This window comes from Streptomyces caelestis (assembly GCF_001279005.1).
In the GTDB taxonomy this organism is placed as follows: Bacteria; Actinomycetota; Actinomycetes; order Streptomycetales; family Streptomycetaceae; genus Streptomyces; species Streptomyces heliomycini.
The window spans coordinates 16616-40903 of sequence record NZ_LGCN01000143.1 but is presented as its reverse complement, the minus strand read 5'-3'; the positions used below and the strand labels follow the sequence as shown (position 1 = coordinate 40903).

Annotated in this window: 24 protein-coding genes and 1 pseudogene; 7 read left to right on the top strand and 18 right to left on the bottom strand. The window is 71.0% G+C overall.

Features of this window, described 5'->3' with window-relative positions; all coding sequences use genetic code 11:
* Nucleotides 1-73: 73 nt before the first annotated feature.
* The 3 genes from ADK41_RS13985 to ADK41_RS13975 form a co-directional block, all read right to left on the bottom strand.
* Complete coding sequence (locus ADK41_RS13985; RefSeq protein WP_030828920.1) at nt 74-2635, bottom strand: ATP-binding protein; 2562 nt, start codon at nt 2633-2635, stop codon at nt 74-76.
* 265 nt (nt 2636-2900) lie between these two features.
* Nucleotides 2901-3224: an anti-sigma factor antagonist gene (locus ADK41_RS13980; RefSeq protein ID WP_030828917.1), complete on the bottom strand. Its 324-nt coding sequence runs from the start codon at nt 3222-3224 to the stop codon at nt 2901-2903.
* A gap of 155 nt (nt 3225-3379) precedes the next feature.
* On the bottom strand, nt 3380-4228 hold the full coding sequence (locus ADK41_RS13975; protein WP_030828913.1) for a 3-hydroxyacyl-CoA dehydrogenase family protein: 849 nt from the start codon (nt 4226-4228) through the stop codon (nt 3380-3382).
* 233 nt (nt 4229-4461) lie between these two features.
* Between ADK41_RS13975 and ADK41_RS39235 the strand changes: the two are divergent.
* A pseudogene (locus ADK41_RS39235) lies at nt 4462-5125 on the top strand (maltokinase N-terminal cap-like domain-containing protein).
* Between the two features lie 6 nt (nt 5126-5131).
* On the opposite strand, the gene ADK41_RS13970 reads toward ADK41_RS39235, so the two are convergent.
* Nucleotides 5132-5767: a TetR/AcrR family transcriptional regulator gene (locus tag ADK41_RS13970; protein WP_030828910.1), complete on the bottom strand. Its 636-nt coding sequence runs from the start codon at nt 5765-5767 to the stop codon at nt 5132-5134.
* Between the two features lie 91 nt (nt 5768-5858).
* Here ADK41_RS13970 and ADK41_RS13965 point away from each other — a divergent pair, with 91 nt between their 5' ends.
* From ADK41_RS13965 to ADK41_RS13955, 3 genes are all read left to right on the top strand, one after another.
* Entirely contained in the window at nt 5859-6641 is a 783-nt protein-coding gene (locus ADK41_RS13965; protein WP_030828907.1) for an ATP-binding cassette domain-containing protein, read from the top strand.
* Between the two features lie 10 nt (nt 6642-6651).
* A complete protein-coding gene (locus ADK41_RS13960) occupies nt 6652-7401 on the top strand; it encodes an ABC transporter permease (RefSeq protein ID WP_030828904.1) in 750 nt (249 codons plus the stop codon).
* 95 nt (nt 7402-7496) lie between these two features.
* Nucleotides 7497-8069 carry a cob(I)yrinic acid a,c-diamide adenosyltransferase gene (locus ADK41_RS13955; protein WP_030828901.1) on the top strand — a complete coding sequence of 191 codons (573 nt, stop codon included), beginning with the start codon at nt 7497-7499 and terminating at the stop codon, nt 8067-8069.
* Between the two features lie 3 nt (nt 8070-8072).
* Here ADK41_RS13955 and ADK41_RS13950 read toward each other — a convergent pair whose 3' ends face one another.
* Nucleotides 8073-8270 carry a DUF5708 family protein gene (locus ADK41_RS13950; RefSeq protein WP_030828899.1) on the bottom strand — a complete coding sequence of 66 codons (198 nt, stop codon included), beginning with the start codon at nt 8268-8270 and terminating at the stop codon, nt 8073-8075.
* Complete coding sequence (locus tag ADK41_RS13945) at nt 8267-8851, bottom strand: hypothetical protein (RefSeq protein WP_030828896.1); 585 nt, start codon at nt 8849-8851, stop codon at nt 8267-8269. The genes ADK41_RS13950 and ADK41_RS13945 overlap by 4 nt, the downstream gene beginning before the upstream one ends.
* Before the next feature lie 152 nt (nt 8852-9003).
* On the opposite strand from ADK41_RS13945, the gene ADK41_RS13940 reads away from it, so the two are divergent.
* The 3 genes from ADK41_RS13940 (at nt 9004) to ADK41_RS13930 (ending at nt 12796) form a co-directional block, all read left to right on the top strand.
* A complete protein-coding gene (locus ADK41_RS13940) occupies nt 9004-10197 on the top strand; it encodes a sensor histidine kinase (protein WP_030828893.1) in 1194 nt (397 codons plus the stop codon).
* Complete coding sequence (locus ADK41_RS13935; RefSeq protein WP_030828890.1) at nt 10194-10835, top strand: response regulator; 642 nt, start codon at nt 10194-10196, stop codon at nt 10833-10835. The genes ADK41_RS13940 and ADK41_RS13935 overlap by 4 nt, the downstream gene beginning before the upstream one ends.
* Before the next feature lie 137 nt (nt 10836-10972).
* Nucleotides 10973-12796, top strand: a complete 1824-nt coding sequence (locus ADK41_RS13930; RefSeq protein WP_030828887.1) for a glycoside hydrolase family 18 chitinase — start codon at nt 10973-10975, stop codon at nt 12794-12796.
* 65 nt (nt 12797-12861) lie between these two features.
* On the opposite strand, the gene ADK41_RS13925 is transcribed toward ADK41_RS13930, so the two are convergent.
* The 12 genes from ADK41_RS13925 to glyA form a co-directional block, all read right to left on the bottom strand.
* Nucleotides 12862-13308, bottom strand: coding sequence for a DUF2550 domain-containing protein (locus tag ADK41_RS13925; RefSeq protein ID WP_030828884.1), 447 nt, complete (start codon nt 13306-13308; stop codon nt 12862-12864).
* A 127-nt stretch (nt 13309-13435) separates the two neighbouring features.
* Nucleotides 13436-13813, bottom strand: coding sequence for a F0F1 ATP synthase subunit epsilon (locus ADK41_RS13920; protein ID WP_030828881.1), 378 nt, complete (start codon nt 13811-13813; stop codon nt 13436-13438).
* A 131-nt stretch (nt 13814-13944) separates the two neighbouring features.
* Nucleotides 13945-15381: a F0F1 ATP synthase subunit beta gene (gene atpD / locus ADK41_RS13915; protein ID WP_030828878.1), complete on the bottom strand. Its 1437-nt coding sequence runs from the start codon at nt 15379-15381 to the stop codon at nt 13945-13947.
* The gene (locus ADK41_RS13910) at nt 15378-16298 is read right to left on the bottom strand and encodes a F0F1 ATP synthase subunit gamma (protein ID WP_030828875.1); all 921 of its coding nucleotides are present in this window, start codon (nt 16296-16298) and stop codon (nt 15378-15380) included. The genes atpD and ADK41_RS13910 overlap by 4 nt, the downstream gene beginning before the upstream one ends.
* A gap of 21 nt (nt 16299-16319) precedes the next feature.
* Nucleotides 16320-17909, bottom strand: a complete 1590-nt coding sequence (atpA, locus tag ADK41_RS13905; protein ID WP_030828872.1) for a F0F1 ATP synthase subunit alpha — start codon at nt 17907-17909, stop codon at nt 16320-16322.
* 134 nt (nt 17910-18043) lie between these two features.
* Nucleotides 18044-18859: a F0F1 ATP synthase subunit delta gene (locus tag ADK41_RS13900; protein ID WP_030828869.1), complete on the bottom strand. Its 816-nt coding sequence runs from the start codon at nt 18857-18859 to the stop codon at nt 18044-18046.
* Complete coding sequence (locus ADK41_RS13895; RefSeq protein ID WP_030828868.1) at nt 18856-19398, bottom strand: F0F1 ATP synthase subunit B; 543 nt, start codon at nt 19396-19398, stop codon at nt 18856-18858. The genes ADK41_RS13900 and ADK41_RS13895 overlap by 4 nt, the downstream gene beginning before the upstream one ends.
* A 41-nt stretch (nt 19399-19439) precedes the next feature.
* Nucleotides 19440-19670: an ATP synthase F0 subunit C gene (gene atpE, locus ADK41_RS13890; RefSeq protein ID WP_009321656.1), complete on the bottom strand. Its 231-nt coding sequence runs from the start codon at nt 19668-19670 to the stop codon at nt 19440-19442.
* A gap of 74 nt (nt 19671-19744) precedes the next feature.
* A complete protein-coding gene (gene atpB, locus ADK41_RS13885) occupies nt 19745-20572 on the bottom strand; it encodes a F0F1 ATP synthase subunit A (RefSeq protein ID WP_030828866.1) in 828 nt (275 codons plus the stop codon).
* Between the two features lie 225 nt (nt 20573-20797).
* The gene (locus tag ADK41_RS13880) at nt 20798-21235 is read right to left on the bottom strand and encodes a hypothetical protein (RefSeq protein ID WP_030828863.1); all 438 of its coding nucleotides are present in this window, start codon (nt 21233-21235) and stop codon (nt 20798-20800) included.
* 312 nt (nt 21236-21547) lie between these two features.
* Entirely contained in the window at nt 21548-22864 is a 1317-nt protein-coding gene (locus ADK41_RS13875; RefSeq protein WP_030828861.1) for an MraY family glycosyltransferase, read from the bottom strand.
* 138 nt (nt 22865-23002) lie between these two features.
* On the bottom strand, nt 23003-24241 hold the full coding sequence (gene glyA / locus ADK41_RS13870; protein ID WP_030828859.1) for a serine hydroxymethyltransferase: 1239 nt from the start codon (nt 24239-24241) through the stop codon (nt 23003-23005).
* Nucleotides 24242-24288 lie beyond the last annotated feature (47 nt).

Below are 24288 nucleotides of genomic sequence, written 5' to 3'. Positions count from 1 at the left end.
GCCCCGGCACAGAGCGGAGGGCCGGGTTCCGTCGGGAACCCGGCCCTCACCCGTGTCCACGGGCGTCCGCGGGTCAGATCATCCGGTCCGGGCCGCCGGGCGTGCCGGCGTCGCCGCTCTGCGGGGCGCTCGCGCTCGTCTCCACGGGGGTCGACGGCGCGGTGTCGCTCGCCGTGGTCTCCGGTCCGTCCGGAGGCGTCTCCGGCTCTGTGGGGGTCTCCGGCTCCGTCGGCGTCCCCGGCTCCGTGGGAGTCTCCGGTTCCGTCGGCGTCTGCGGTTCCGTCGGCGTCTGCGACGTGGGCGGCGGCTTGGACGGCGACGTGGAAGGCGACTTCGAGTTCGAGGGGGACTCGGTCGGCTCGTCCGGCTCCGCCGTCCCGCTCGGACCGTCCGACGGCTCCCCCGACTCACCGGCCGTCGGCGTCGGGTCGTCGGAGGTGCCCGGGGTGCCGTCCGGGCCCGGGTCGGCCGGCCGGCCGGCGGCCTCGCCGGTGTCGCCCTCGTCCCCGGCCGCCGGATCGGCGCCGAGGCTGCCGTCGTCGACGCCCTGGCTGGCGGAGGGGTTGACGCCGACGTTCTCGGACGGGGTGCCGGCGTCGTTCTCCGACGTGGCGCCCAGGGTGACCACCGTGCCCAGCACGGCGACGAGCAGCGCGCCCGCGCCGGCCGCCACCAGATTGCGCTTGGCCAGTCCCTTGAGACCACCGCCCGGCTTGGCCGGCGGCGCGGACGGCGACGGCATCGGGCGGTGGACGACCAGGGCGGTGTCGGCGGGCGGCTGGAGCTCCGGGAAGGCCGTCGGCGCCCTGCGCGGCGGTGCGGCCGGCTCCTCGTAGTGGGCCTCGGGCACCTCCTCCCCCGCGGTCGGCACGATCGTCAGCGGGGTTCCGGAGCGGTCGGCGACCAGGGCCAGCGCCCTGCGTCCGGCGACGGTGCCGCGCTTGTCGGCGAGGGCACCGCGCAGCCCGATGGACGCCTCCAGTTCGGCGCGCGCCCGGTCGAGCTGTCCGGCGCACAGCGCGTGGACGCCGAGCTCGTGGTGGAAGTAGGCCTGTTCCGCCACGTCCCCCGCGAGCCGGGCGGCCTCCACACCGGCCCGCAGCGCCTTCTCCCAGGCGCCCCAGTGCAGGCCCGAGGCGAACGCGGGCGCGGCGGTACGGGCCAGCCGCACGGCCGCGCTCCGCTCGCCCTCGGTGGTGTCCGTGGCGAGCGGGGACAGCACGGAGAGCGCGGCGAGCACCGCGTCGGCCTCGGCGCAGACCCGCTCCGGGTCGACCGAGGGGTGTCCGGTCCACCAGGCGTAGTGCCGGGCGGCGTCGCGGACGTGGTCCTCGGCATCGTCGGCGTATCCGGCGGCCTCCAGCTGGGCCGGCACCCCGGCGGCGAGCCGGTAGCGGGAGCCGACCGGGGAGACCAGTCCGCAGGCGGCCAGCTCGCCGAGGGCGGCGTCGGCGTGGGTGTCGCCCACCAGGGCGGGCAGGTGCGCCTGGTGGGGCACCTCGCCGCCGAGCGCGACGGCGAACCGCAGGGTGGCGCGGGCGGAGGCGCTGAGCCGGGAGGCGAGCAGCGGGGCGGGGGCGGCGGCCTCGCCGAGCGAGGGCAGCGGCACCTCGTCGCCGTCCGCGGGGTCGTAGGCGGCCTCGTCGGGCCGTACGTCCTCGAAGACGCCGAACTCGTCGACGGCGTCGGCGCCGGCCCGCAGCCGGTCGCGCTGCCGCAGCAGGGCGCCGGCCTGGACGAAGCGCAGCGGCAGGCCCTCGGACTCGAACCAGAGGTCGCCGGCCCAGTTCGACTCGTCCTCGGTGAGGCTCCGGCCGACGGCGTGCTCGAGGAGGTCGAGGCCGGCCGCGCGGTCGAGACCGGGGAGGACGACCTCCTCGAGGCCGGCGCCGGCGGACGGCTCGGGCACGTCCGGGGTGGCGCCGAGCAGGAAGGCGCACTCGGGGGTGGCGTCCAGCAGCTCGTCGAGGGCGGCGCCGCCGAACTCCAGGTCGTCGAGGACGACGACGGCGCCGATCTCGCGGACGTGATCGGCGAGTTCGTCCCGGTCCGGGCGGTGCAGCGGGGCGTCGTGGACGGCGTGGAAGAGGTCGTGCAGCAGGTCGTCGGCGGAGCGGCGGTGGCCGTTCAGGCGGACGACGCCGTCGGGGGCGAGGTCCGCGCAGTCCTCGGCGACGATGTCGAGGAGGCGGGTGCGGCCGGAGCCGGCGGGGCCGGTGAGGCGTACGGAACGGCCGCGGGCCAGCAGCCGGACCAGCTTCTCGCGCTCGTCGTCACGGGCCAGCAGCGGCAGCGGGAGCTGCGCGGGCCCCGGCGGGACGGGCGGCCTGGCGGCCCGCTCCACCTCGGCGCGCTCGACCTCGGTGAGCTTCGCGGGGCGGGCCGGCCGTTCGGCGGGCGGGCAGGGCTCGATCTCGCTGCCGTCGACGGGGTTGACGGTCAGCAGGAAGTCGCCGGCGACGAGTTGCACCGTGCGGGCGGGCCCGGGCGCGTGCTGTCCGAAGTCGGACGTGAGGGATTCCCGGGGCGGACGCTGGCGCGGCGCGGGGCCTTTCCCGGTCTCGAATCGACTCGGCCGGGAGGCGCCCCCTTCCTCGTGGCCGTACTCCTCGGGTCCCGGGTTGTTCGGGTCCATAGGTCCTAGCCCCCAAAAAGCGTCGTGTGGTGGAAGCCCCTCCCGACCTCGCCGCACATCGCGCTGTCGCTCCTGGTCCGGGCCCGCCCGAGGGTTGCAGGGCAGCAGGCAGCCGAACCTTAAACCTTCGCTCAGTATCCACGACAGTCCGGGGTACCGGGCGGTCCGGGACATCACGGTCTCGTGAGGATTGTGCGCGCGTCGCACGGTTCGCCGGGGCCGGTCCCGGTCTTCGAGGGACGCCCCGCCCCGCACCCGTACGTCCTCATACGCGGGGCAGCGTGTCCACCCCGATGCCTCCCTCGATCGCCAGGATCCGGTGCAGCCGGGTGGCCACCAACAGGCGCTGCATCTGGGGCGGTACGTCCCGCAGCACCAGACGCCGGCCGCGGCGGCCGGCCCGTCGGTGGGCCCCCATGATCACGCCGAGTCCGGTGGCGTCCCAGGAGTCCAGATCGGACAGGTCCAGCACCAGGTCGCCGGCTCCGTCGTCGACGGCCGAGTGCAGGACCGTACGGGCGTCCGCCGCGCTGCGGACGTCGAGGCGGCCCCCGACGACCAGCTCGGCGTGGTCGCCCCTGATGTACATATGCGCTCCCCGTGTGACGTCTCGTGCTCCGCGTTTTCCTGACGACCGGTGACGCAACCTCTGACGGCGTGGCGGCGCCCGAAGTTGCTCCCCGTGAGCGAACCGATACCGAATTCACCCCGGCGTGTGATGCCCGCCGGGGCGGGCGCACGGTGTCAGTGCTTGTAAAAGCCCTGCCCGCTCTTGCGGCCGATGTCACCGGCGTCAACCATCCGGCGCATCAGCTCGGGAGCGGCGAACTTCTCGTCCTGGGACTCGGTGTAGATGTTCGACGTGGCGTGCAGCAGGATGTCCACGCCCGTCAGGTCGGCGGTGGCCAGCGGTCCCATGGCGTGGCCGAAGCCCAGCTTGCAGGCCAGGTCGATGTCCTCGGCGCTCGCCACGCCCGACTCGTACAGCTTGGCGGCCTCGACGACGAGGGCGCTGATGAGGCGGGTGGTGACGAACCCGGCGACGTCGCGGTTGACGACGATGCAGGTCTTGCCGACCGACTCGGCGAACTCCCGTGCCCTGGCGAGGGTTTCGTCGCTGGTCTTGTAGCCGCGGACCAGTTCGCACAGCTGCATCATCGGGACCGGCGAGAAGAAGTGGGTGCCGACGACCCGTTCCGGACGCTCCGTCACGGCCGCGATCTTGGTGATCGGGATGGCGGAGGTGTTGGAGGCGAGGACGGCGTCCTCGCGCACGATCTTGTCGAGCGTGCGGAAGATCTCGTGCTTGACCTCGAGCTTCTCGAACACGGCCTCGACCACGACGTCCGCGTCCGCGCAGGCGTCCAGATCGGTGGTCGGGGTGATCCGGGCGAGGGCGGCGTCGGCGTCGTGCGCCTCCAGCTTCCCCTTGCTCACGAACTTGTCGTACGACGCCTTGATCCCGTCGGTGCCGCGCGTGAGCGCCTCGTCGGTCACGTCCCGCAGGACGACGTCCCAGCCCGCCCGAGCGGAGACCTGGGCGATGCCGGACCCCATGAGACCGGCCCCGATGACGGCGAGCTTGCGTGCCACTGTGCGACTCCCCTGATACGCGCTGTCTTGTTCTCCAGGAGCGGACATTAGCGGGCGCGAGGGGCCGCGCGAGCGACTTAGTAACGCGTTTCACGTCTCACCCAGTGAGACCCCTGTCACGTCCTGTCCGGCGGGCCCGGCGGGCCCGGCGACTCGGCGGAAAGGCGGCCGGCGCGCGTGCGGCGGATGCGAGGGTGAGGGCCGGTGTCCGAACGACGGAGGAGAACCCCGGCATGGCCGTGATCCACCGCACCACCCTCCAGCCGACCAAGCTCGAACTGCTGACCGCCTGGCTGCCCTCGCGCCCCTGGTACCACGGGGGCGCGGGAGGACCGCGGTTGGCCAGGGCCGGCGGTTTCCGGCTCGACGACCCGAAGGGGGAGGTCGGCATCGAGTTCATGGTGGTGACCGACTCCTCCGGCGCCGGACCGGCCGCCTGTCTGGTGCCGCTCACCTACCGGGGCGCTCCCCTCGACGGGGCGGAGCACGCCCTCGTCGGCACCATGGAGCACGGCGTCCTCGGGCGGCGCTGGGTCTACGACGCCTGCCACGACCCGGTGGCCGTCGCCGAGTTGGCGGCGCTGATCGAGGGCCGGGCGCAGGCCCAGGCCCAGGGCGTCAGCGACACCCCCGACCGGGAGGTCGTCCGCGCCTACGCGGACCGGGCCCCGGTCCCGGCGGACTTCACCGCCGTGGAGGACACCGAGGAGCACACCGCGCTGTCCGCGCCGGACGGCACGGTCCTGCGCGTCCTGCGCACCCCAATAGCCCGCTCCGGACGGCTCGCCGCTTCCCGAGCCGGGGGCGTCGGGCCATGTCGCCGGCGCGTGGGAGCTGCCCGACGGCACCCGCGTGCGGGGCCTCCTGTGCGTCCTGCGCACGGCCCCCGCGGCGTAGCCCGGTTCAGCCGCGCACCGCGTAACCGAGGACCCCGTCACTCAGCAGCTCCTCGATGTCGTCGACCAGTCCGAGGACCTCGCGCGACACCTGGGCCGGTGCACGGCCCTTCATCATCTCCCGGCCGATCGCGGTGAACACCGTGCTGTGGATCCAGCAGATCTGACCGGCCACCAGGCCCGGCAGCGGGTCGCCGGGGGCCGCGCCGGTCTCCTCGCGGAGCGCCGCCTCGAGGTTGTCCTGGACCTCCTGCTGCAGGCTCCACAGCCGGGAGCGCAGCGGCGGGGAGTCGTGGATGACGCGCATGAAGCGGTCGTACCCCTCCATCAGGCCCACCCGGGGCGACACGCCCTCGATGTCGGCGCGCAGTTCGCGCAGTACGGCGCGGGCGGCCGACTCCCCCGCGCTCCGGCCGCGGACCCAGCGGGCGAGCCGGTCGACGACGTCCTTGGAGCGGTCGAAGAAGAGGTCCTCCTTGGCGGGGAAGTAGTTGTAGACCGTGTTCACGGAGACGTCGGCGGCCTCCGCCACCTCCGCCATCGTCACGGTCACGAAACCGTGCTCCAGGAAGAGTCCGGTGGCGATGTCCGAGATCCGCTGCCTGGTCTCGCGCTTCTTCCGCTCCCTGAGCCCTTCTGTCATGCCTCTCATCGTAGGTCGGCCCGGCGATCACTGGCCTCTCTTAAAGTTTGGGGCCGTTGCAAAAATTCAATGACTCTGTTTTTCTGGGGCCATGCCCATCATCAGCGCGGCCGGACTGGCCCGTACCTTCCAGACCAAGCGCGGCCCGGTGGAGGCCGTGCGCGGTATCGACCTCACCGTCCGCGAGGGCGAGATCCTCGGCTTCCTCGGGCCCAACGGAGCCGGCAAGACCACCACCCTCCGGATGCTCACCACCCTGCTCGCCCCCACCGGCGGCGCGGCCACCGTCGCCGGGCACGACCTGGCGACCGACCCGGCCGGCGTGCGGCGGGCCTGCGGCCATGTGGCGCAGTCCGGCGGAGTCGATCCGCAGATCACGGTGCGGGAGGAGCTGGTCACCCAGGGCCGCCTGTACCGGCTCGGCAGGGCGCGGGCCGCCGAGCGCGCCGAGGAGCTGGCCCGCGACCTGGACCTCACCGAGCTGCTCGACCGCACGTGCGCCGCGCTCTCCGGCGGCCAGCGGCGCCGCCTGGACATCGCGATGGCGCTCACCCACCGCCCGAAGGTGCTGTTCCTGGACGAGCCGACGACCGGTCTCGACCCCGGCAGCCGGGCCGGCCTCTGGGACCTGGTGCGGCGACTGCGCGACGAGCACGGCACCACCGTGTTCCTGACCACCCACTACCTCGACGAGGCGGACGCGCTCGCGGACCGGCTGGTCGTCGTCGACCGGGGCGTGGTCGTCGCCGAGGGCACACCGGCCGCCCTGAAACTGGAGCACGGCGGCTCGGTCGACGCCTCGCTCCAGGACACGTTCCTCGCCATCACCGGCCGCGGCGCCACGCCGGCCGACGCCGCCCCCGTAGCCGTATAGGACCTCCACGATGCTGCTCCACGACACCGCGCTCCTCTACGGGCGCTATCTGCGCCAGTCCCTGCGCTCCCGCTTCGCACTGCTCTTCGGCGTGCTGATGCCGCTGCTGTACCTGCTGTTCTTCGGCCCCCTGCTGACCGGCCTGCCGCTCGGCGGGACGGGCAGCTCCTGGCAGCTCCTCGTACCGGGACTGCTGCTGCAACTCGGTCTGTTCGGGGCCTCGTTCGCCGGTTTCGCGATCATCATCGAGAAGGGTCAGGGGGTGGTCGAGCGGATGCGGGTCACGCCGGTCAGCCGCCTCGCCCTGCTGCTGGGCCGGGTCCTGCGGGACGCCACCGTGTTCGTCTTCCAGGCGGTGCTGCTGGTGCTGGCGGCGCTGGTGATGGGGCTGCGGGCGCCCCTGGCCGGCGTGCTGATCGGCTTCGCCTTCGTCGCCCTGCTGACCGTGTCCCTGGCCGCGCTGTCCTACGCGCTCGCCATGCGGATGGAGACCCCGCAGACGTTCGGGCCGGCCGTCAACGCCCTGACCATGCCGTCGATGCTGCTGTCGGGCCTCATGCTCCCGATGACCCTGGGCCCCGCCTGGCTGGACGTCCTGTCCCACCTGATGCCGTTCCGCTATCTGGTCGACGCGGTGCGGGACGCCTACGTCGGCTCCTACGCCACGGCCCACATGCTGTACGGCGGCGTCGTCGCCGTCGGCTTCGCGGTACTCGCCGTGACGGTGGGCACACGCGTGTTCCGGACGGTCGGAGCGTAACCAGGGGGTGTCGTTCGGATCCTGCCGGGGCCGCGGGCCCTGGCACCGCTCACCGGGGCCGGCCTGTTCCGAACGACACCCCCTAGGCTGGCCCCATGGTCAACCTGACGCGTATCTACACCCGCACCGGCGACAAGGGCACCACGAACCTCGGTGACATGAGCCGGGTCGCCAAGACCGATCTGCGGATCTCCGCCTACGCCGACAGCAACGAGGCGAACGCGGTGATCGGCACCGCGATCGCGCTGGGCGGTCTGGAGGAGGAGGTCGTCGAGGTCCTCACCCGCGTCCAGAACGACCTGTTCGACGTCGGCGCCGACCTGTCGGCGCCGGTGGTGGAGAACCCCGAGTACCCGCCGCTGCGGGTCGAGCAGTTCTACGTCGACCGGCTGGAGGCGGACTGCGACCGCTTCAACGAGCGGCTGGAGAAGCTGCGCTCCTTCATCCTGCCCGGCGGCAGCGCGGGGGCGGCCCTGCTCCACCAGGCCTGCACGGTCGTACGCCGGGCCGAGCGCTCCACCTGGGCGGCGCTGGAGGTCCACGGCGAGACCATGAACCCCCTCACCGCCACCTACCTCAACCGCCTCTCCGACCTCCTGTTCATCCTGGCCCGCATCGCCAACAAGGAGACCGGGGACGTGCTGTGGGTGCCCGGCGGGGAGCGCTGAGCCCTACCGGGGCTCCGCCCGGCCGCGCGCGGCCCGGTACAGACCCAGCAGGATCTCGGCGCCGCCGGCGCACGTCATCACCACGCCGACCTTGACGGGATCGACCGCCGGCAGGTCCACGCTCCCGGCGAACAGCCACAGCCCCAGGCCGGCCACCAGCGTCGCGGCCCCCGCGAGGAGGTTCCCGGAAGCCCGCGTCATCGGCCCACACGCTCCTTGCCGGGGTCCGGCTCGGCCGGGGAACCGCCCGCCGGGGCCTTCTTCGGCCAGATCCAGTAGGTCAGGGTCACCAGGCCGTGGAGGCCGGCCGCCCGCCATGCCGTGAGGCGCCAGTCCTCCAGGGAGGTGGTGCGGCTCGGGTCGTCGACGTACCAGACGGCGAGCTGGAGCAGCGCGGTCGCCACGGCGGCGCCGATCAGCGTGCCCAGCCACACCTTGGTCTCGTGCCGGGCTCGGGGCATGCCGTGGCGCGGCGGGCCCGGCGGCCTGGGCGCGCCGCCCAGCCGATGGGCGGCGTGGCCGTCGAGCCACTTCACCGTGCGGTGGCCGTGGCCCACGGTGTAGCCGATGTAGAGCGCGGCCAGGCCGTGGGCCCAGTTCGGCTCGGCGCCGTTCCTCAGGTCCAGCGCGGTGGCGACCAGCAGGACGACCTCCAGCAGCGGCTCGCACAGCAGCAGCGCCAGGCCGGTGCGGGGCATCCTCAGCAGGTAACGGCAGGCCAGTCCGGCGGCCAGCAGCACCCAGAAGCCGATCTCACAGGCGGCGATCAAGGCGACGATCACGGTTCGCTCCCTTCGGTCACCCTTTCAGGCTCCCGTGCGGAGCGGCCCGTTTCGTCGTCGCCGCCGACGAACCCGCGGTACATCGAAAGATGCAGTCCAGGACCGTCCGCGGGGATCAGGCGCCGGGTGCGCGCACCGTGTTGGATGGTGCCATGGCCCTGCGACCGCCCCGCCCCCACCGCTTCGACGTGTGGGCCGCGCTGGCCGGACTCTCCGGCGGACTGCTGCTGTGGGGGATCGGGCTGGGCGTGCGGAGGGCGGACGATCCGCAGGTCCTCTTCGACGGCCGCTGGCCGCTCCTCGTGCCGCTCGCCGTGATCGCCGGCTGCGAGCTGCTGCGCCGCACCGCACCGCGCACCGCGCTGCTGATCGGCACGCTGGCGCTGGCCGCGGACACGGCGACCCGGGGCAGCATCGCCACGATCGTGATGTACACCGACCTGGTGTACACCGCCGTCCTGTACGGGACACCCGCCACGGCCCGCCGCCTGCCGTGGATCACCGGCATGCTCACGATCGCCGCGACGCTGGTGCCGTTCGCCGTGTGGCGGGTGCCGGAGGCGCTGCTGATCGGTCTCGTCGTCGGCGCCGTGACGTTCACGCCCGCGTCGACCGGTCTCATCGTGCGCAACCACCGCGACGCCGCCGAGGCCGCCCGGCTGCGCGCCGAACAGACCGCGCTGCTGGCGGAGATGGACCGCACCCAGGCGGTGACCGCGGAACGCGCCCGGATGGCCAGGGAGTTGCACGACATGGTCGCCAACCACCTCTCCGCCATCGCCATCCACTCCACGGCCGCGCTCTCCCTGGAGGACGAGCGGACCTCCCGCGAGGCGCTCGCCGTCATCCGGGAGAACAGCGTCCAGGGGCTGTCCGAGATGCGACGGCTCATCGGCATCCTGCGCGACGGGGCCGACGACCGGGAGCCCGCCGCGACCCCCACCCTCGACGGCCTCGGCGCACTGGTCGAGGGCGCCCGCGCCAACGGACTGGACGTCACCCTCGACGCCGCCCACGGCTCCGTGCCCGCACCGGTCGAACTCGCCGCGTACAGGATCGTGCAGGAGTCGCTGACGAACGCGCTGAAGCACGCCGCGCCGGGGAAGGTCGCCGTGCGGTTGCGCCGCCTCGACGGCGGCCTCGACATCCGGGTGAGCAGCCCGTACGGCGGCCGGGACACCCCGCGCGCACCGGGGTCCGGGGCCGGGCTGGTCGGCATGCGGGAGCGGGCGGCCCTGCTGGACGGCACGTTCGAGGCCGGACCCACGAGCGGTCCGGACGGCGGACTGTGGGTCGTACGCGCCTGTCTTCCCGTCACCGACATCACCCGAGGAGAACTGGAATGATCCGGGTCCTGGTCGCCGAGGACCAGTCCGCCGTCCGCGCCGGACTGGTGCTGATCCTGCGCAGCGCGCCCGACATCGAGGTGGTCGGCGAGGCGGAGGACGGTGAGCGGGCGGTGGCCCTCGCCCGCGAACTCCGCCCCGACCTGGTGCTGATGGACGTGCAGATGCCGCGCCTGGACGGGGTGTCGGCGACCCGGCAGGTGGTCGGGGAGGGGCTCGCCGACGTACTGGTGCTGACCACCTTCGACCTCGACGAGTACGTGTTCGGGGCGCTGCGGGCCGGGGCGGCCGGGTTCCTGCTGAAGAACACGGACGCGAAGGACCTCATCGCCTCGGTGCGCACGGTGGCGCGCGGGGAGGGAGTCGTCGCCCCGGCCGTCACCCGGCGGCTGATCGCGGAGTTCGCCGCCAAGCCCGCCCGCCGGACGACGGCCGACCCGGCGGTGCTGGACGCCCTCACCCGGCGCGAGCGCGAGGTGCTGTCCTGTCTGGGCGAGGGGTTGTCCAACGCCGACATCGCGGCGCGCCTCGACATGGCGGAGGCGACCGTGAAGACACACGTCAGCCGTCTGCTGGGCAAGCTGGAGCTGCGCAGCCGGGTGCAGGCGGCGGTGCTGGTCCGGGAATGGGGGATCTGACGGAAGCCGGCACGAGTTTCGGGGACAGTGGTCCAGACCTATTGACCTGTGGTCCAGACCTTTCTATTCTCGCGGCACCGCGGGCGTGATGGCTCAGTCACGTCCGCAACGGCTTCTCCCCCATAAGGAGGCGCAGCATGCGCTTCAGACACAGAGCCGCCGCGGGGTTCACGACCCTGCTGCTCCCCGTCGCCGGCCTCGTCGGCCTCGCCACTCCCGCCCAGGCCGCCGGCTCGGCGACCGCCACCTACGCCAAGACCCAGGACTGGGGCTCCGGCTTCGAGGGCAAGTGGACGGTGAAGAACACCGGCACCACGGCCCTCAGCGCCTGGACCGTCGAGTGGGACTTCCCCTCCGGCACCAAGGTCACCTCCGCCTGGGACGCCACCGTCACCAACTCCGGTGACCACTGGACCGCCAAGAACCTCGGCTGGAACGGCACCCTCGCCCCCGGGGCGTCGGTCAGCTTCGGCTTCAACGGCAGCGGCTCCGGCGCCCCCTCCGGCTGCAAGCTCAACGGCGGCAGCTGCGACGGCTCCTCCGTCCCCGGCGACGCGGCCCCCTCCGCGCCCGGCACCCCCACCGCCTCGAACATCACCGACACCTCGGTGAAGCTGTCCTGGTCGGCGGCGACCGACGACAAGGGCGTCAAGAACTACGACGTGCTGCGCGACGGCGCCAAGGTCGCCACCGTGACCGGCACCTCGTACACGGACACCGGCCTCAGCAAGGGCACCGACTACTCTTACACCGTGCAGGCCCGTGACACCGGCGACCAGACCGGACCGGCCAGCGGCGCGGTGAAGGTCCGCACCACCGGGACCACCGAGGAGCCGCCGCCCACCGGCGACAAGGTCAAGCTCGGCTACTTCACCGAGTGGGGCGTCTACGGCCGCAACTACCACGTCAAGAACCTGGTGACGTCCGGCTCCGCCGCCAAGATCACCCACATCAACTACGCGTTCGGCAACGTCAAGAACGGCCAGTGCACCGTCGACGACACCTACGCCGCCTACGACAAGGCCTACACCGCCGACCAGTCCGTCAGCGGCGCCGCCGACACCTGGGACCAGCCGCTGCGCGGCAACTTCAACCAGCTGCGCCAGCTGAAGGCGAAGTACCCGCACATCAAGGTGCTCTACTCCTTCGGCGGCTGGACCTACTCCGGCGGCTTCGGCCAGGCCGCGCAGAACCCGGCCGCGTTCGCCAAGTCCTGCAAGCAGGTCGTGGAGGACCCGCGCTGGGCCGACGTCTTCGACGGCATCGACATCGACTGGGAGTACCCGAACGCCTGCGGCCTCACCTGTGACACCAGCGGACCCGCGGCGTTCAAGAACCTCTCGCAGGCCCTGCGCGCCGAGTTCGGCAAGGATTACCTGGTCACCGCCGCCATCACCGCCGACGGCTCGAACGGCGGCAAGATCGACGCGGCCGACTACGGCGGCGCCGCGCAGTACCTCGACTGGTACAACGTGATGACGTACGACTACTTCGGCGCCTTCAACGCGCAGGGTCCGACGGCCCCGCACTCGCCGCTCACCTCGTACAACGGCATCCCGCAGGCCGGCTTCAACTCGGCCGACGCGATCGCCAAACTGAAGTCGAAGGGCGTCCCGTCCGCCAAGCTGCTGCTCGGCATCGGCTTCTACGGCCGCGGCTGGACCGGCGTCACCCAGTCCGCCCCCGGCGGCTCGGCGACCGGCGCGGCCCCGGGCACCTACGAGCCGGGCATCGAGGACTACAAGATCCTGAAGAACTCCTGCCCGGCCACCGGCACCATCGCCGGCACGGCGTACGCCCACTGCGGCGCCAACTGGTGGTCCTACGACACCCCGGCCACCATCGGCACGAAGATGTCCTGGGCCAAGAACCAGGGCCTGGGCGGCGCCTTCTTCTGGGAGTTCAGCGGCGACACCACCAACGGCGAACTGGTGACGGCCATCAACAACGGCCTGAAGTAACCCTCGAGCGGCACCGCACGGCCTTCGCCCTTCTCCGGACTCCGTCCGGGGGAGGGCGGACGCGGTTACGCGACGTTCACCCTCTGCCCGGGCGGGGCCGCCTCGAGCCATGCGAGGAAACCGGTCAGCGCGTCCTCGCTCATCGCGAGCTCCAGACGCGTGCCCCGGTGCAGACAGGCGAGGACCACCGAGTCCGACAGCAGCGCCAGCTCCTCCTCGCCCTCGGGCAGACGGCGGCCGGCCACCTCGATCGCGGAACGCTCCAGGACGCGGCGCGGCCGGGGGGCGTAGGAGAACACCCGGAACCACTCGACCCGGTCACCGTTGTAACGTGCCACCCCGTACGCCCAGCCCTTGCCGCCGGAGTCGCCCGACTCGGGCGCGTCCCAGCGCAGGCTGCAGTCGAACGTTCCGCCGGAACGCTGGATGAGACGGCGGCGCAGGCCGAAGACGAAGAGCCCCACCACAACGAGGGCCACCACGATTCCGCACACAGTCAGAGCGAGGACCATCGGCACCGACCTCCTCGTCTCCTAGGTAACGGAACGGAAAAATCATCCAGATCTGCCTCAGCCGCGACCGGCTCCGGATCGCTCCGGTGCCGGCCGCGGCTGAGTGACGTCATCCCACCGCGCGGTGTCAGCGTCCCGCCGACGCCGCCCGCAGACGGACATCCGCGCGGCGCTGGGCCTCGGTGTCGTCCTCCGCCTTCGCGCGGGCCAGTTCCTGCTCCGCGCTCTGGACGTCGATCTCGTCCGACAGCTCGGCGATCTCGGCCAGCAGCGACAGCTTGTCGTCCGCGAACGAGATGAAACCGCCGTGCACCGCGGCGACGACCGTCCCGCCCTCACGCGTGCGAATGGTCACCGGGCCCGACTCCAGCACACCGAGCAGCGGCTGGTGACCGGGCATGACGCCGATGTCGCCGGACGTGGTGCGCGCGACGACCAGGGTGGCCTCGCCGGACCAGACCTCTCGGTCGGCCGCGACCAGCGCGACGTGCAGCTCAGCAGCCAAGGTGGCTCCTCGGGTCACCACCCGGCGGTTGTGCCGGGTGTTGGTTACAAGTCTAAGGGGCGTGACCGAGGGGGCGGGACGTACCCGCCCCCTCGGGTGTGAACCTCAGGGGTTCACGGTGAGCCTGATGCTCAGGAGACGCCCAGCTCCTTCGCGTTCTTCTTCAGGTCCTCGATGCCACCGCACATGAAGAACGCCTGCTCCGGGAAGTGGTCGTACTCACCGTCGCAGATCGCGTTGAACGCGGCGATCGACTCGTCCAGCGGCACGTCCGAACCGTCCACGCCGGTGAACTGCTTGGCGACGTGGGTGTTCTGGGACAGGAAGCGCTCCACGCGACGGGCGCGGTGGACGACGAGCTTGTCCTCCTCGCCGAGCTCGTCGATACCGAGGATCGCGATGATGTCCTGCAGGTCCTTGTACTTCTGCAGGATGTTCTTCACGCGCATGGCCGCGTTGTAGTGGTCCTGCGCGATGTAGCGCGGGTCCAGGATCCGGGACGTCGAGTCCAGCGGGTCCACGGCCGGGTAGATGCCCTTCTCCGAGATCGGACGGGACAGCACCGTCGTCGCGTCGAGGTGGGCGAAGGTGGTGGCCGGGGCCGGGTCGGTCAGGTCGTCCGCGGGGACGTAGATCGCCTGCATCGAGGTGATCGAGTGACCGCGGGTCGAGGTGATGCGCTCCTGGAGGAGACCCATCTCGTCGGCCAGGTTCGGCTGGTAGCCCACCGCGGAGGGCATGCGGCCGAGCAGGGTCGACACCTCGGAACCGGCCTGGGTGAAGCGGAAGATGTTGTCGATGAAGAACAGCACGTCCTGCTTCTGCACATCGCGGAAGTACTCCGCCATGGTCAGACCGGCGAGGGCCACGCGCAGACGGGTGCCCGGGGGCTCGTCCATCTGGCCGAAGACCAGGGCGGTCTTGTCGATGACGCCCGACTCGCTCATCTCGTCGATGAGGTCGTTGCCCTCACGGGTGCGCTCACCGACGCCGGCGAACACCGACACACCGTCGTGGTTGTTGGCGACGCGGTAGATCATCTCCTGGATGAGCACCGTCTTGCCGACGCCGGCGCCGCCGAACAGACCGATCTTTCCACCCTTGACGTACGGGGTGAGGAGGTCGATGACCTTGACGCCGGTCTCGAACATCTCGGTCTTCGACTCGAGCTCGTCGAAGTTGGGCGCCTTGCGGTGGATCGGCCAGCGCTCACCCGTGTACTGCTCGTCGACGTTCAGCACCTCACCGAGGGTGTTGAACACCTTGCCGGTGGTGAAGTCGCCGACCGGCACCGAGATGGCGGAGCCCGTGTCGGTCACCGGGGCCTGGCGGACCAGACCGTCGGTGGGCTGCATGGAGATGGTGCGGACCAGGCCGTCACCCAGGTGCTGGGCGACCTCGAGGGTCAGCGTCTTGAGCTCGCCCTCCTTGGCCGGGTCGGCGACCTGGACGTGCAGCGCGTTGTAGATCTCCGGCATCGCGTCGACGGGGAACTCCACGTCGACGACCGGGCCGATGACCCGGGCGACGCGGCCCGTGGCCGTCGCGGTCTCAACAGTGGTGGTCATGAGTTGTCACTCCCCGCGTTCGCGTCGGCCAGGGCACTGGCGCCACCGACGATCTCGCTGATTTCCTGGGTGATTTCGGCCTGGCGAGCCGCATTGGCAAGACGGGAGAGCGTGTTGATCAGCTCGCCCGCGTTGTCGGTGGCCGACTTCATCGCGCGCCGCGTGGCGGCGTGCTTCGAAGCGGCCGACTGGAGCAGCGCGTTGTAGATCCGGCTCTCGACGTACCGCGGCAGCAGGGCGTCGAGGACGTCCTCCGCCGAGGGTTCGAAGTCGTACAGCGGCAGGATCTCGCCCTTGGTGGACGTCTCCTCCGCGACCTCTTCGAGGCGCAGCGGAAGCATCCGGGAGTCGACCGCCGTCTGCGTCATCATCGACACGAACTCGGTGTAGACGATGTGGATCTCGTCCACGCCGCCGTCCGCCGTCTCCGTCTGGAGCGCCTCGATCAGCGGGGCCGCGACCTTCTTGGCGTCCGCGTACGAGGGCTCGTCGGTGAAGCCCGTGAACGTCTCCGCGATCGTGCGCTCACGGAAGTTGTAGTGGGCGACACCGCGCCGGCCGACGATGTACGTGTCGACCTGCTTGCCCTCGCGCTCCAGGCGCGCGGTCAGCTGCTCCGCCGCCTTGATGGCGTTGGAGTTGAAGGCGCCGGCCAGGCCGCGGTCGCTCGTGAGGAGCAGGACCGCGGCACGGGTCGGGTTCTCCGCCTCCGTGGTGAGCGGGTGCTTGGTGTTCGACCCGGTTCCGACCGCCGTGACCGCGCGGGTGAGCTCCCGCGCGTACGGCGTGGAGGCCGCCACCTTGCGCTGCGCCTTGACGACGCGCGAGGCGGCGATCATCTCCATCGCCTTGGTGATCTTCTTGGTCGCGGTGACGGATCGGATGCGACGCTTGTAGACCCGGAGCTGGGCTCCCATGAGTCAGGTCCCTTCCTTACGTCACTTGGCGGCGGACGGGGCGTCCTCGCCGAGCAGCTTGCCGTCGCTCGTCTCGAACTGCTTCTTGAAGGTCGCGATCGCCTCGGCCACGGCCTGCAGGGTGTCGTCGGACATCTTGCCGCCCTCGCGGATGGAGGTCATGAGGCCCTGCTCGCTGCGGTGCAGGTACTCGAGCAGCTCCCTCTCGAAGCGGCGGATGTCGGCGACCGGCACCTCGTCCATCTTGCCGGTGGTGCCGGCCCAGACGGAGACGACCTGGTCCTCGGTGGACATCGGCTGGTACTGGTCCTGCTTCAGCAGCTCGACCATGCGCTGACCGCGCTCCAGCTGCGCCTTGGACGCGGCGTCCAGGTCGGAACCGAAGGCGGCGAACGCCTCCAGCTCACGGAACTGGGCGAGGTCCACGCGCAGACGGCCGGAGACCTGCTTCATCGCCTTGTGCTGCGCGGAACCACCGACTCGGGAGACGGAGATACCGACGTTCAGCGCGGGGCGCTGACCGGCGTTGAACAGGTCCGACTCCAGGAAGCACTGGCCGTCGGTGATGGAGATGACGTTGGTCGGGATGAACGCCGACACGTCGTTGGCCTTGGTCTCGACGATCGGCAGACCGGTCATCGAGCCCGCGCCCATGTCGTCGGAGAGCTTGGCGCAGCGCTCCAGCAGACGGGAGTGCAGGTAGAAGACGTCGCCCGGGTAGGCCTCGCGGCCCGGCGGGCGGCGCAGCAGCAGGGAGACGGCGCGGTAGGCGTCGGCCTGCTTCGACAGGTCGTCGAAGATGATCAGGACGTGCTTGCCCTCGTACATCCACTGCTGGCCGATGGCCGAACCGGTGTACGGCGCCAGGTACTTGAAGCCGGCCGGGTCGGACGCCGGGGCGGCGACGATGGTCGTGTACTCCAGCGCGCCGTTCTCCTCCAGCGCGCGGCGGACCGACGCGATGGTGGAGCCCTTCTGGCCGATGGCGACGTAGATGCAGCGGACCTGCTTCTTCGGGTCGCCGGAGCGCCAGTTGTCGCGCTGGTTGATGATCGTGTCGACGGCCAGGGCGGTCTTGCCGGTCTGGCGGTCGCCGATGATCAGCTGGCGCTGACCACGGCCGATCGGGGTCATGGCGTCGACGGCCTTGTAGCCCGTCTCCATCGGCTCGTGCACCGACTTGCGCTGCATGACCGTGGGGGCCTGCAGTTCGAGGGCACGGCGGCCCTCGGTCTCGATCTCGCCGAGGCCGTCGATCGGGTTGCCGAGCGGGTCGACCACACGGCCGAGGTAGCCCTCGCCGACCGCGACGGACAGGACCTCGCCGGTGCGGGTGACCGGCTGGCCCTCCTCGATGCCGCTGAACTCACCGAGGACGATGGCACCGATCTCGCGCTCCTCGAGGTTGAGGGCGAGGCCGAGGGTGCCGTCCTCGAACTTCAGCAGCTCGTTGGCCATGGCCGAGGGCAGGCCCTCGACCTTCGCGATGCCGTCGCCGGCAAGGGTGACCGTACCGACCTCCTCGCGCGAGGCCGCGTCCGGCTTGTACGACTGGACGAAGTTCTCCAGCGCGTCCCGGATCTCCTCCGGCCGGATCGTGAGCTCCGCCATCTGAGTTCCCTGCTCTCCTTGTTGGGCCCGAAGTTTCACTTGGGGGGTATGGGGACTCCCCCCGATACGAGGTGAATCCTCTGCACGGCCCAACCAGGGCCGTAATTACGTACTGCTATGAAGAAATGTGCTGCTCAGCCGGCCAGCCGACGGCTCGCGTCCTCGAGCCGGTCCGCCAGGGAGCCGTTGATGACCTCGTCACCGACCTGCACCCTGATCCCGCCGACGACCGCGGGGTCGACGTCGAGGTTGAGGTGCATCCGGCGGCCGTAGAGCTTCGCGAGGGCGTTGCCCAGGCGCTGCTTCTGCTGGTCGCTCAGCGGCACCGCGGAGGTGACGACGGCCACCGTGCGGTCGCGGCGCTCGGCGGCGAGCTTGGACAGGGACTCCAGTCCCGACTCCAGGCTACGTCCCCGCGGCGCGGTCACGAGACGCGTGACCAGACGCTCGGTGGCCGCGTTCGCCCTGCCCCCGAGCAGGCTGCGCAGCAGCTCGCCCTTGGCGGAGGCGGTGGCGCTCCGGTTGGTCAGCGCGGCGCGCAGCTCGGTGTTGGAGGAGACGATCCGGCCGAACCGGAACAGCTCGTCCTCGACGTCGTCGAGCGCGCCGGCCTTCTGCGCGGCGGTGAGGTCGGCGGTGGTCGCCAGCTCCTCCAGTGCGTCCACCAGGTCGCGCGACTGCGACCAGCGGGAACGCACCATGCCGGACACCAGGTCGGCGGCCGGGCCGCTGACCTGCGAGCCGAGCAGGCGCCGGGCCAGGTCGGCCTTGGCCTCGCCGGCCTGCGCCGGGTCGGTGAGGACCCGGCGCAGCGACACCTCGCGGTCGAGCAGCGCGGTGACGGCGGCCAGCTCACCGGCGAGCGAGCCGGCGTCCACGGACGTGGAGTCCGTCAGCGCGTCGAGACGCTCACGTGCGGCTGCCAGGGCCTCGCGGCTCGCTCCGTTCATCGTGCGGCCTCGGCCTTCTGGTCGAGCTCGTCGAGGAAGCGGTCGATCACGCGGCTCTGCCGGGCGTGGTCCTCGAGGGACTCGCCGACGAGCTTGCCGGCCAGGTCGGTGGCGAGCTTGCCGACGTCCTGGCGCAGCGCGGACGCGGCGGCCTTGCGGTCGGCCTCGATCTGCGTGTGGCCCGCGGCGATGATCTCCTCGCGCTGGCGCTGGCCTTCCGCGCGCATCTCGGCGATGAGCGCGGCGCCCTGCTCCTGCGCCTCCTGGCGCAGACGCGCGGCCTCGTGCCGGGCTTCGGCGAGCTGGGCCTTGTACTGCTCCAGGACGCTCTGGGCCTCGGTCTGGGCGGCCTCGGCCTTCTCGATACCGCCCTCGATGGCCTCGCGGCGCTCTTCCAGAACCTTGTTGATGTTCGGGAGGAGCTTCTTGGCGAGGAAGCCGAAGACGATGACGAAGGCGAGGAGGCCGATGACAAGCTCAGGGATCGGCGGGATGAGGGGGTTCTCCCCCTCGCTCGCCGCGATGAGCAGCTGGCTCATGTGAGTGCCTTTCGTCTAGTCGGCTGGACTGGTCTGGTGGCTCAGTAGCCGTAGACGAACGGCATGACCAGACCGATGAGGGCGAGCGCCTCACAGAAGGCGAAGCCGAGGATCTGGTTGGCACGGATCAGGCCGGCGGCCTCGGGCTGACGGGCCAGGGCCTGGGTGCCGTTACCGAAGATGATGCCGACGCCGACGCCCGGGCCGATCGCGGCGAGGCCGTAACCGATGGAGCCGAGGGAGCCTTCGACAGCAGCAAGGGTCTGGGACATGCCAGTTCTTCCTTTTCTTTACGGACCGGTGGGGGTTGGCCACCGGACGATTGTGGAGGTGGGAGGGCGGTGGCTCAGTGGTGCTCGGCGAGAGCGCCCTGGATGTACGTGCAGGTCAGCAGCACGAACACGTACGCCTGAAGGGCCTGGATGAACAGCTCGAAGGCCGTCATGACGATGACCATCACGAACGAGACGCCCGCGTAGGCGATGCCGATGCCGTTCAGCATGTACCAGCTGGCGATCGTGAAGAGCAGCAGCAGGGTGTGGCCGGCGAACATGTTCGCGAACAGTCGCACCGCGTGCGTGAACGGCCGGATCAGCAGGTTCGAGAAGAGCTCGATCAGCATGGCCAGCGGCAGCACCGCGCCGAGCGACTTGTCGTAGCCGGTGACGTTCTTCCAGAAGCCGACGAAGCCCTGCCGCTTGAAGGTCAGCACCACCCACGTGATGTAGACGAGGAGGGCCAGGACCAGCGGGTACGAGATGATCGAGGTGACCGGGAACTGGGCGATCGGGATGATCGACCAGAGGTTCATCATCCAGACGAAGAAGAAGAGCGAGACGACGAACGGTACGTACTTCTCGCCCTCCTTCCGGCCGATGGTCTCGTAGACGACGCCGCGGCGGATGAAGTCGTAGCCCGCCTCGGCGACCATCTGGAGCTTGCCGGGGACGACCTGCGGCCGGCGGAAGGCGGCCCAGAAGAAGCCGATGATGATGATCGAGCCGAGCAGCGCCAGCAGCATCGTCTTGTTGAAGTACAGGTTGCTGTCGCCGTCACCCCACAGGGGCTGGAACATGAACGAGTGCAGGCCCGGGGACACGTCGGCGAAGCCACACCCGTCGAAGAGGTGGCAGTTGGTGTCGAAGGCGAGCACCTGCGTCGGGTCAGCACTCACCGCGGGCTCCTTCAGCGTGGCGCATAGGTACGGCAACCTCGTTGTGTCGGCGCGGCGCTGAGCCGCGGTTCGGCACGGGACTGGTCTTACGGATGTGGGGGCGGCTGGGGGGCATCTCGCCTCGCGATGGTGCAGGCGTCAGTCGAGATGCCCGCGCCCGCGATGCCGCAGTTGGCACCGGACGATAGCAGGGTCTCGCATGCCTCTTTATCCCGGCCCTACCCGTCACGACGAGTGCCCCGATTTTTCGGACTTCGTGTCCGTCGTCGACTCGGGTTCGACGTAAAGGATCTTGGACTTCATGTGGGCGCGCGTCTGCGCGGCGATCCACGCGAGGGTGCCGGCGACGAGCGTGAACGCGAAGGCCTTGGGATGGAACAGCGTGGTGTTCTTGAACACGGCGAGGAAGACGAACAGCAGGAGGATCTGCGCCGCGTAGAGCATCAGCCCCATCGCCTGGAACAGATGGGGAAGCGATTTGGCGGTGCGCTGCAGCACGTAGAGGCCGATCCCCATGAAGAGGACCACGACCACGGTCGCGACGATCGCACCGACGGCGCCCTTGCCGCCCGCCGTCAAGCCACTGACGAGCGCGGCTACGGCGCCGACGGCAGCCGTGGGCACGGCGGCCTGGGCCAGGATCCGGACGTCTTGGGACGGCATGGCGGCAACTCCGCAATTCACAGGGGGCAGGGTGTCGTCATGGACGAGCGTAGACCCCCGGGCCGAGTGAGAATTCCTCGCACCGATGAACCGTCGCACTGCGGCTCGCTGGCTCTCTCCGGGGTTCTCGTGAACGGTATCACAAACTATTTGATGCAGTCTTTACCTGCCGAGTGTGCCCACTGTCACACATGAGAATGAATCTGCGCGCCTGAGCGAGATCCCGGCCTCTTTGTCTGATATTGGGGCGGTTCATACACCCAACACAGCCCCATCGGGGTCCCACGACTTGGCAATGCTCTAGTCGGATTCTTACCTTGGCCGTGAGCGGTCGACCACGCGTGCGCGGGAGCCGACGGCGCTCGCGCCGTTGACGCCGGAGACGCCCGCGGCGACCGGGGCGCGGTGGTCGTCGACGGACTCGGCGTCCGCCGGGGCCGACGCGTCCGGGGCGGTGGCCGGGGCCGCCCGGCGGCGGTAGCGCGGCGGCACGACGGCCTCCGCCCAGCGCGGGGCGCGCGGCGTGAAGCGGGGCAGCAGGAGCAGGACCAGGCCGAGCGCGGAGAGGATCACGACGCTCAGCACGATCCACATCGACGCCGAGTGCACGGAGTAGGTCAGTGCGCCGAAGCCGATCAGCGCCGACCAGAAGTACATGATCAGCACCGCCCGGCTGTGCGAGTGGCCGATCTCCAGCAACCGGTGGTGCAGGTGCCCCCGGTCCGCCGCGAACGGCGACTGGCCCCGCCAGGTGCGCCGCACGATCGCCAGGATCAGGTCGGCGGCCGGGATCGCGATGATCGTCAGCGGCATCACCAGCGGGATGTAGACCGGCACCATCTGGTGCACCGTGCTGCGCTCGGACCCGCCGAACAGGCTGTCCGGGTCCACCTGTCCCGTGATGGAGATCGCGCCCGCCGCCAGGACCAGACCGATCAGCATCGAGCCCGAGTCGCCCATGAAGATCCGCGCGGGGTGCATGTTGTGCGGCAGGAAGCCCAGGCACATGCCCATCAGGATGGCCGCGAACAGCGTCGCGGGAGCGGCGGCCTCGATGCCGTACGAGTACCAGATGCGGTAGGCGTACATGAAGAACGCGGCCGACGCGATGCACACCATGCCGGCGGCGAGGCCGTCGAGGCCGTCCACGAAGTTGACCGCGTTGATGGTGATGACGACCAGCGCCACCGTGAGCAGGGTGCCCTGCCACTGGGTCAGCGCGACCGTGCCGACGCCCGGGACCGGCAGCCACAGGATCGTCAGGCCCTGCATGACCATCACGCCGGCGGCGATCATCTGGCCGCCGAGCTTGATCAGCGCGTCGATCTCGAACTTGTCGTCCAGCACACCGATCAGCCAGATCAGCGCGGCCCCGGAGAGCAGCGCCCGCGGCTCGTTGGACCTCTCGAAGAGCTGGCTCAGGTTGGTGAGGTGGTCGGCGGTCAGCAGGCCCGCGCACAGGCCGAAGAACATGGCGATACCGCCGAGCCGCGGAGTGGGTTCCCGGTGCACGTCACGTGCCCGGATCTCCGGCATCGCCCCGGCCACGATCGCGAACTTCCGTACCGGCCCTGTCAGCAGATACGTCACCGCGGCCGTGATGCAGAGCGTCAGCAGGTATTCACGCACGGGCTTCCCCACAGGTCTCGCTGGCCATCACAGCCCCACACCCTAGCGAGGCACGCATACGGGTGAGGACTTCCGGGTACCGAGGATGGTTGCACGCGCGACGGTGCGTCCGTGCCGCCTCCCCCGGGACCGGCCCGCTCAACGGGGGTACGGCGGGAACGCCGCGGCCAGTTCCCGTACGTCCTCCCGGGCCCGCGCGGGCTCGGTGCCGCCCCGCAGGACGCTCGCCAGCAGCCCCGCGACGAACGTCATCTCCCTCGCCCCCATGCCCTGCGTGGTCACCGCCGCCGTGCCCAGGCGCAGCCCCCGGTCGTCGTCGTGCGGAAGCGCGCAGCAGTCCAGGACGATCCCCGCCGCCGCGAGCCGGCCGCGCGCGGTGCGCCCGTCGACGCCGAGCGGCGCCGGGTCGGCGACGACCAGGTGGGTGTCCGTGCCGCCGGTGACGACGATCAGCCCCTCGGCGGCCAGCGCGGCGGCCAGCGTCCGCGCGTTGGCGACCACCCGGTGCGCGTACGCGGCGAAGGCCGGCGTCGCCGCCTCCCCGAACGCGACGGCCTTGGCCGCGACGGCGTTCATCTGGGCGCCGCCCTGGGTGAAGGGGAAGACGGCGCGGTCGACCCGCTCGGCCAGTTCGGCGCCGCACAGGATCATCCCGCCGCGCGGGCCCCGCAGCACCTTGTGCGTCGTCGCGCACACGATGTCCGCGTACGGCACCGGGCTGGGCGCCACTCCCCCGGCGACCAGGCCGATGGGGTGCGCGGCGTCCGCGATGAGATAGGCGCCGACCTCGTCGGCGACCTCGCGGAAGAAGGCGTGGTCGAGGTGGCGCGGATAGGCGATGGAGCCGCAGACGATCGCCTTGGGGCGGTGGTTGCGGGCGAGGGCGCGGACCTGGTCGTGGTCGACGAGCCCGCTCTCCGCGTCCACGCCGTAGCCGACGAAGTCGAACCAGCGGCCGGAGAAGTTGGCGGGCGAGCCGTGGGTGAGGTGACCGCCGTAGTGCAGGCCGAGGGCGAGCACGGTGTCGCCGGGGCGCAGCAGGGCGGCGTACGCGGCGAGCACGGCGGACGAGCCGGAGTGCGCCTGCACGTTGGCGTGCTCGGCGCCGAACAGCGCCGTGGCCCGCTCCACGGCGAGGCGCTCGGCGAGGTCGACGACCTCGCAGCCGCCGTGGTACCGGTTGCCGGGGTATCCCTCGGCGTACTTGTTGGCCGGCGGTGAGGCGAGGGCGGCCAGCACGGCCGGCGACATGAAGTTCTCGGCGGCGATCAGCTGGAGCGTGCTCGACTGCCGCTCCCGCTCCGCGAGCAGCACATCGGCCAGCTCGGGATCCTGCCGCCGCACCGCATCGCCCTCGAGGACATGCCCGACCGCCATAACGCCCAATGTAGGCCACACCCCCCGAACCCGCCCCCGCTACCACA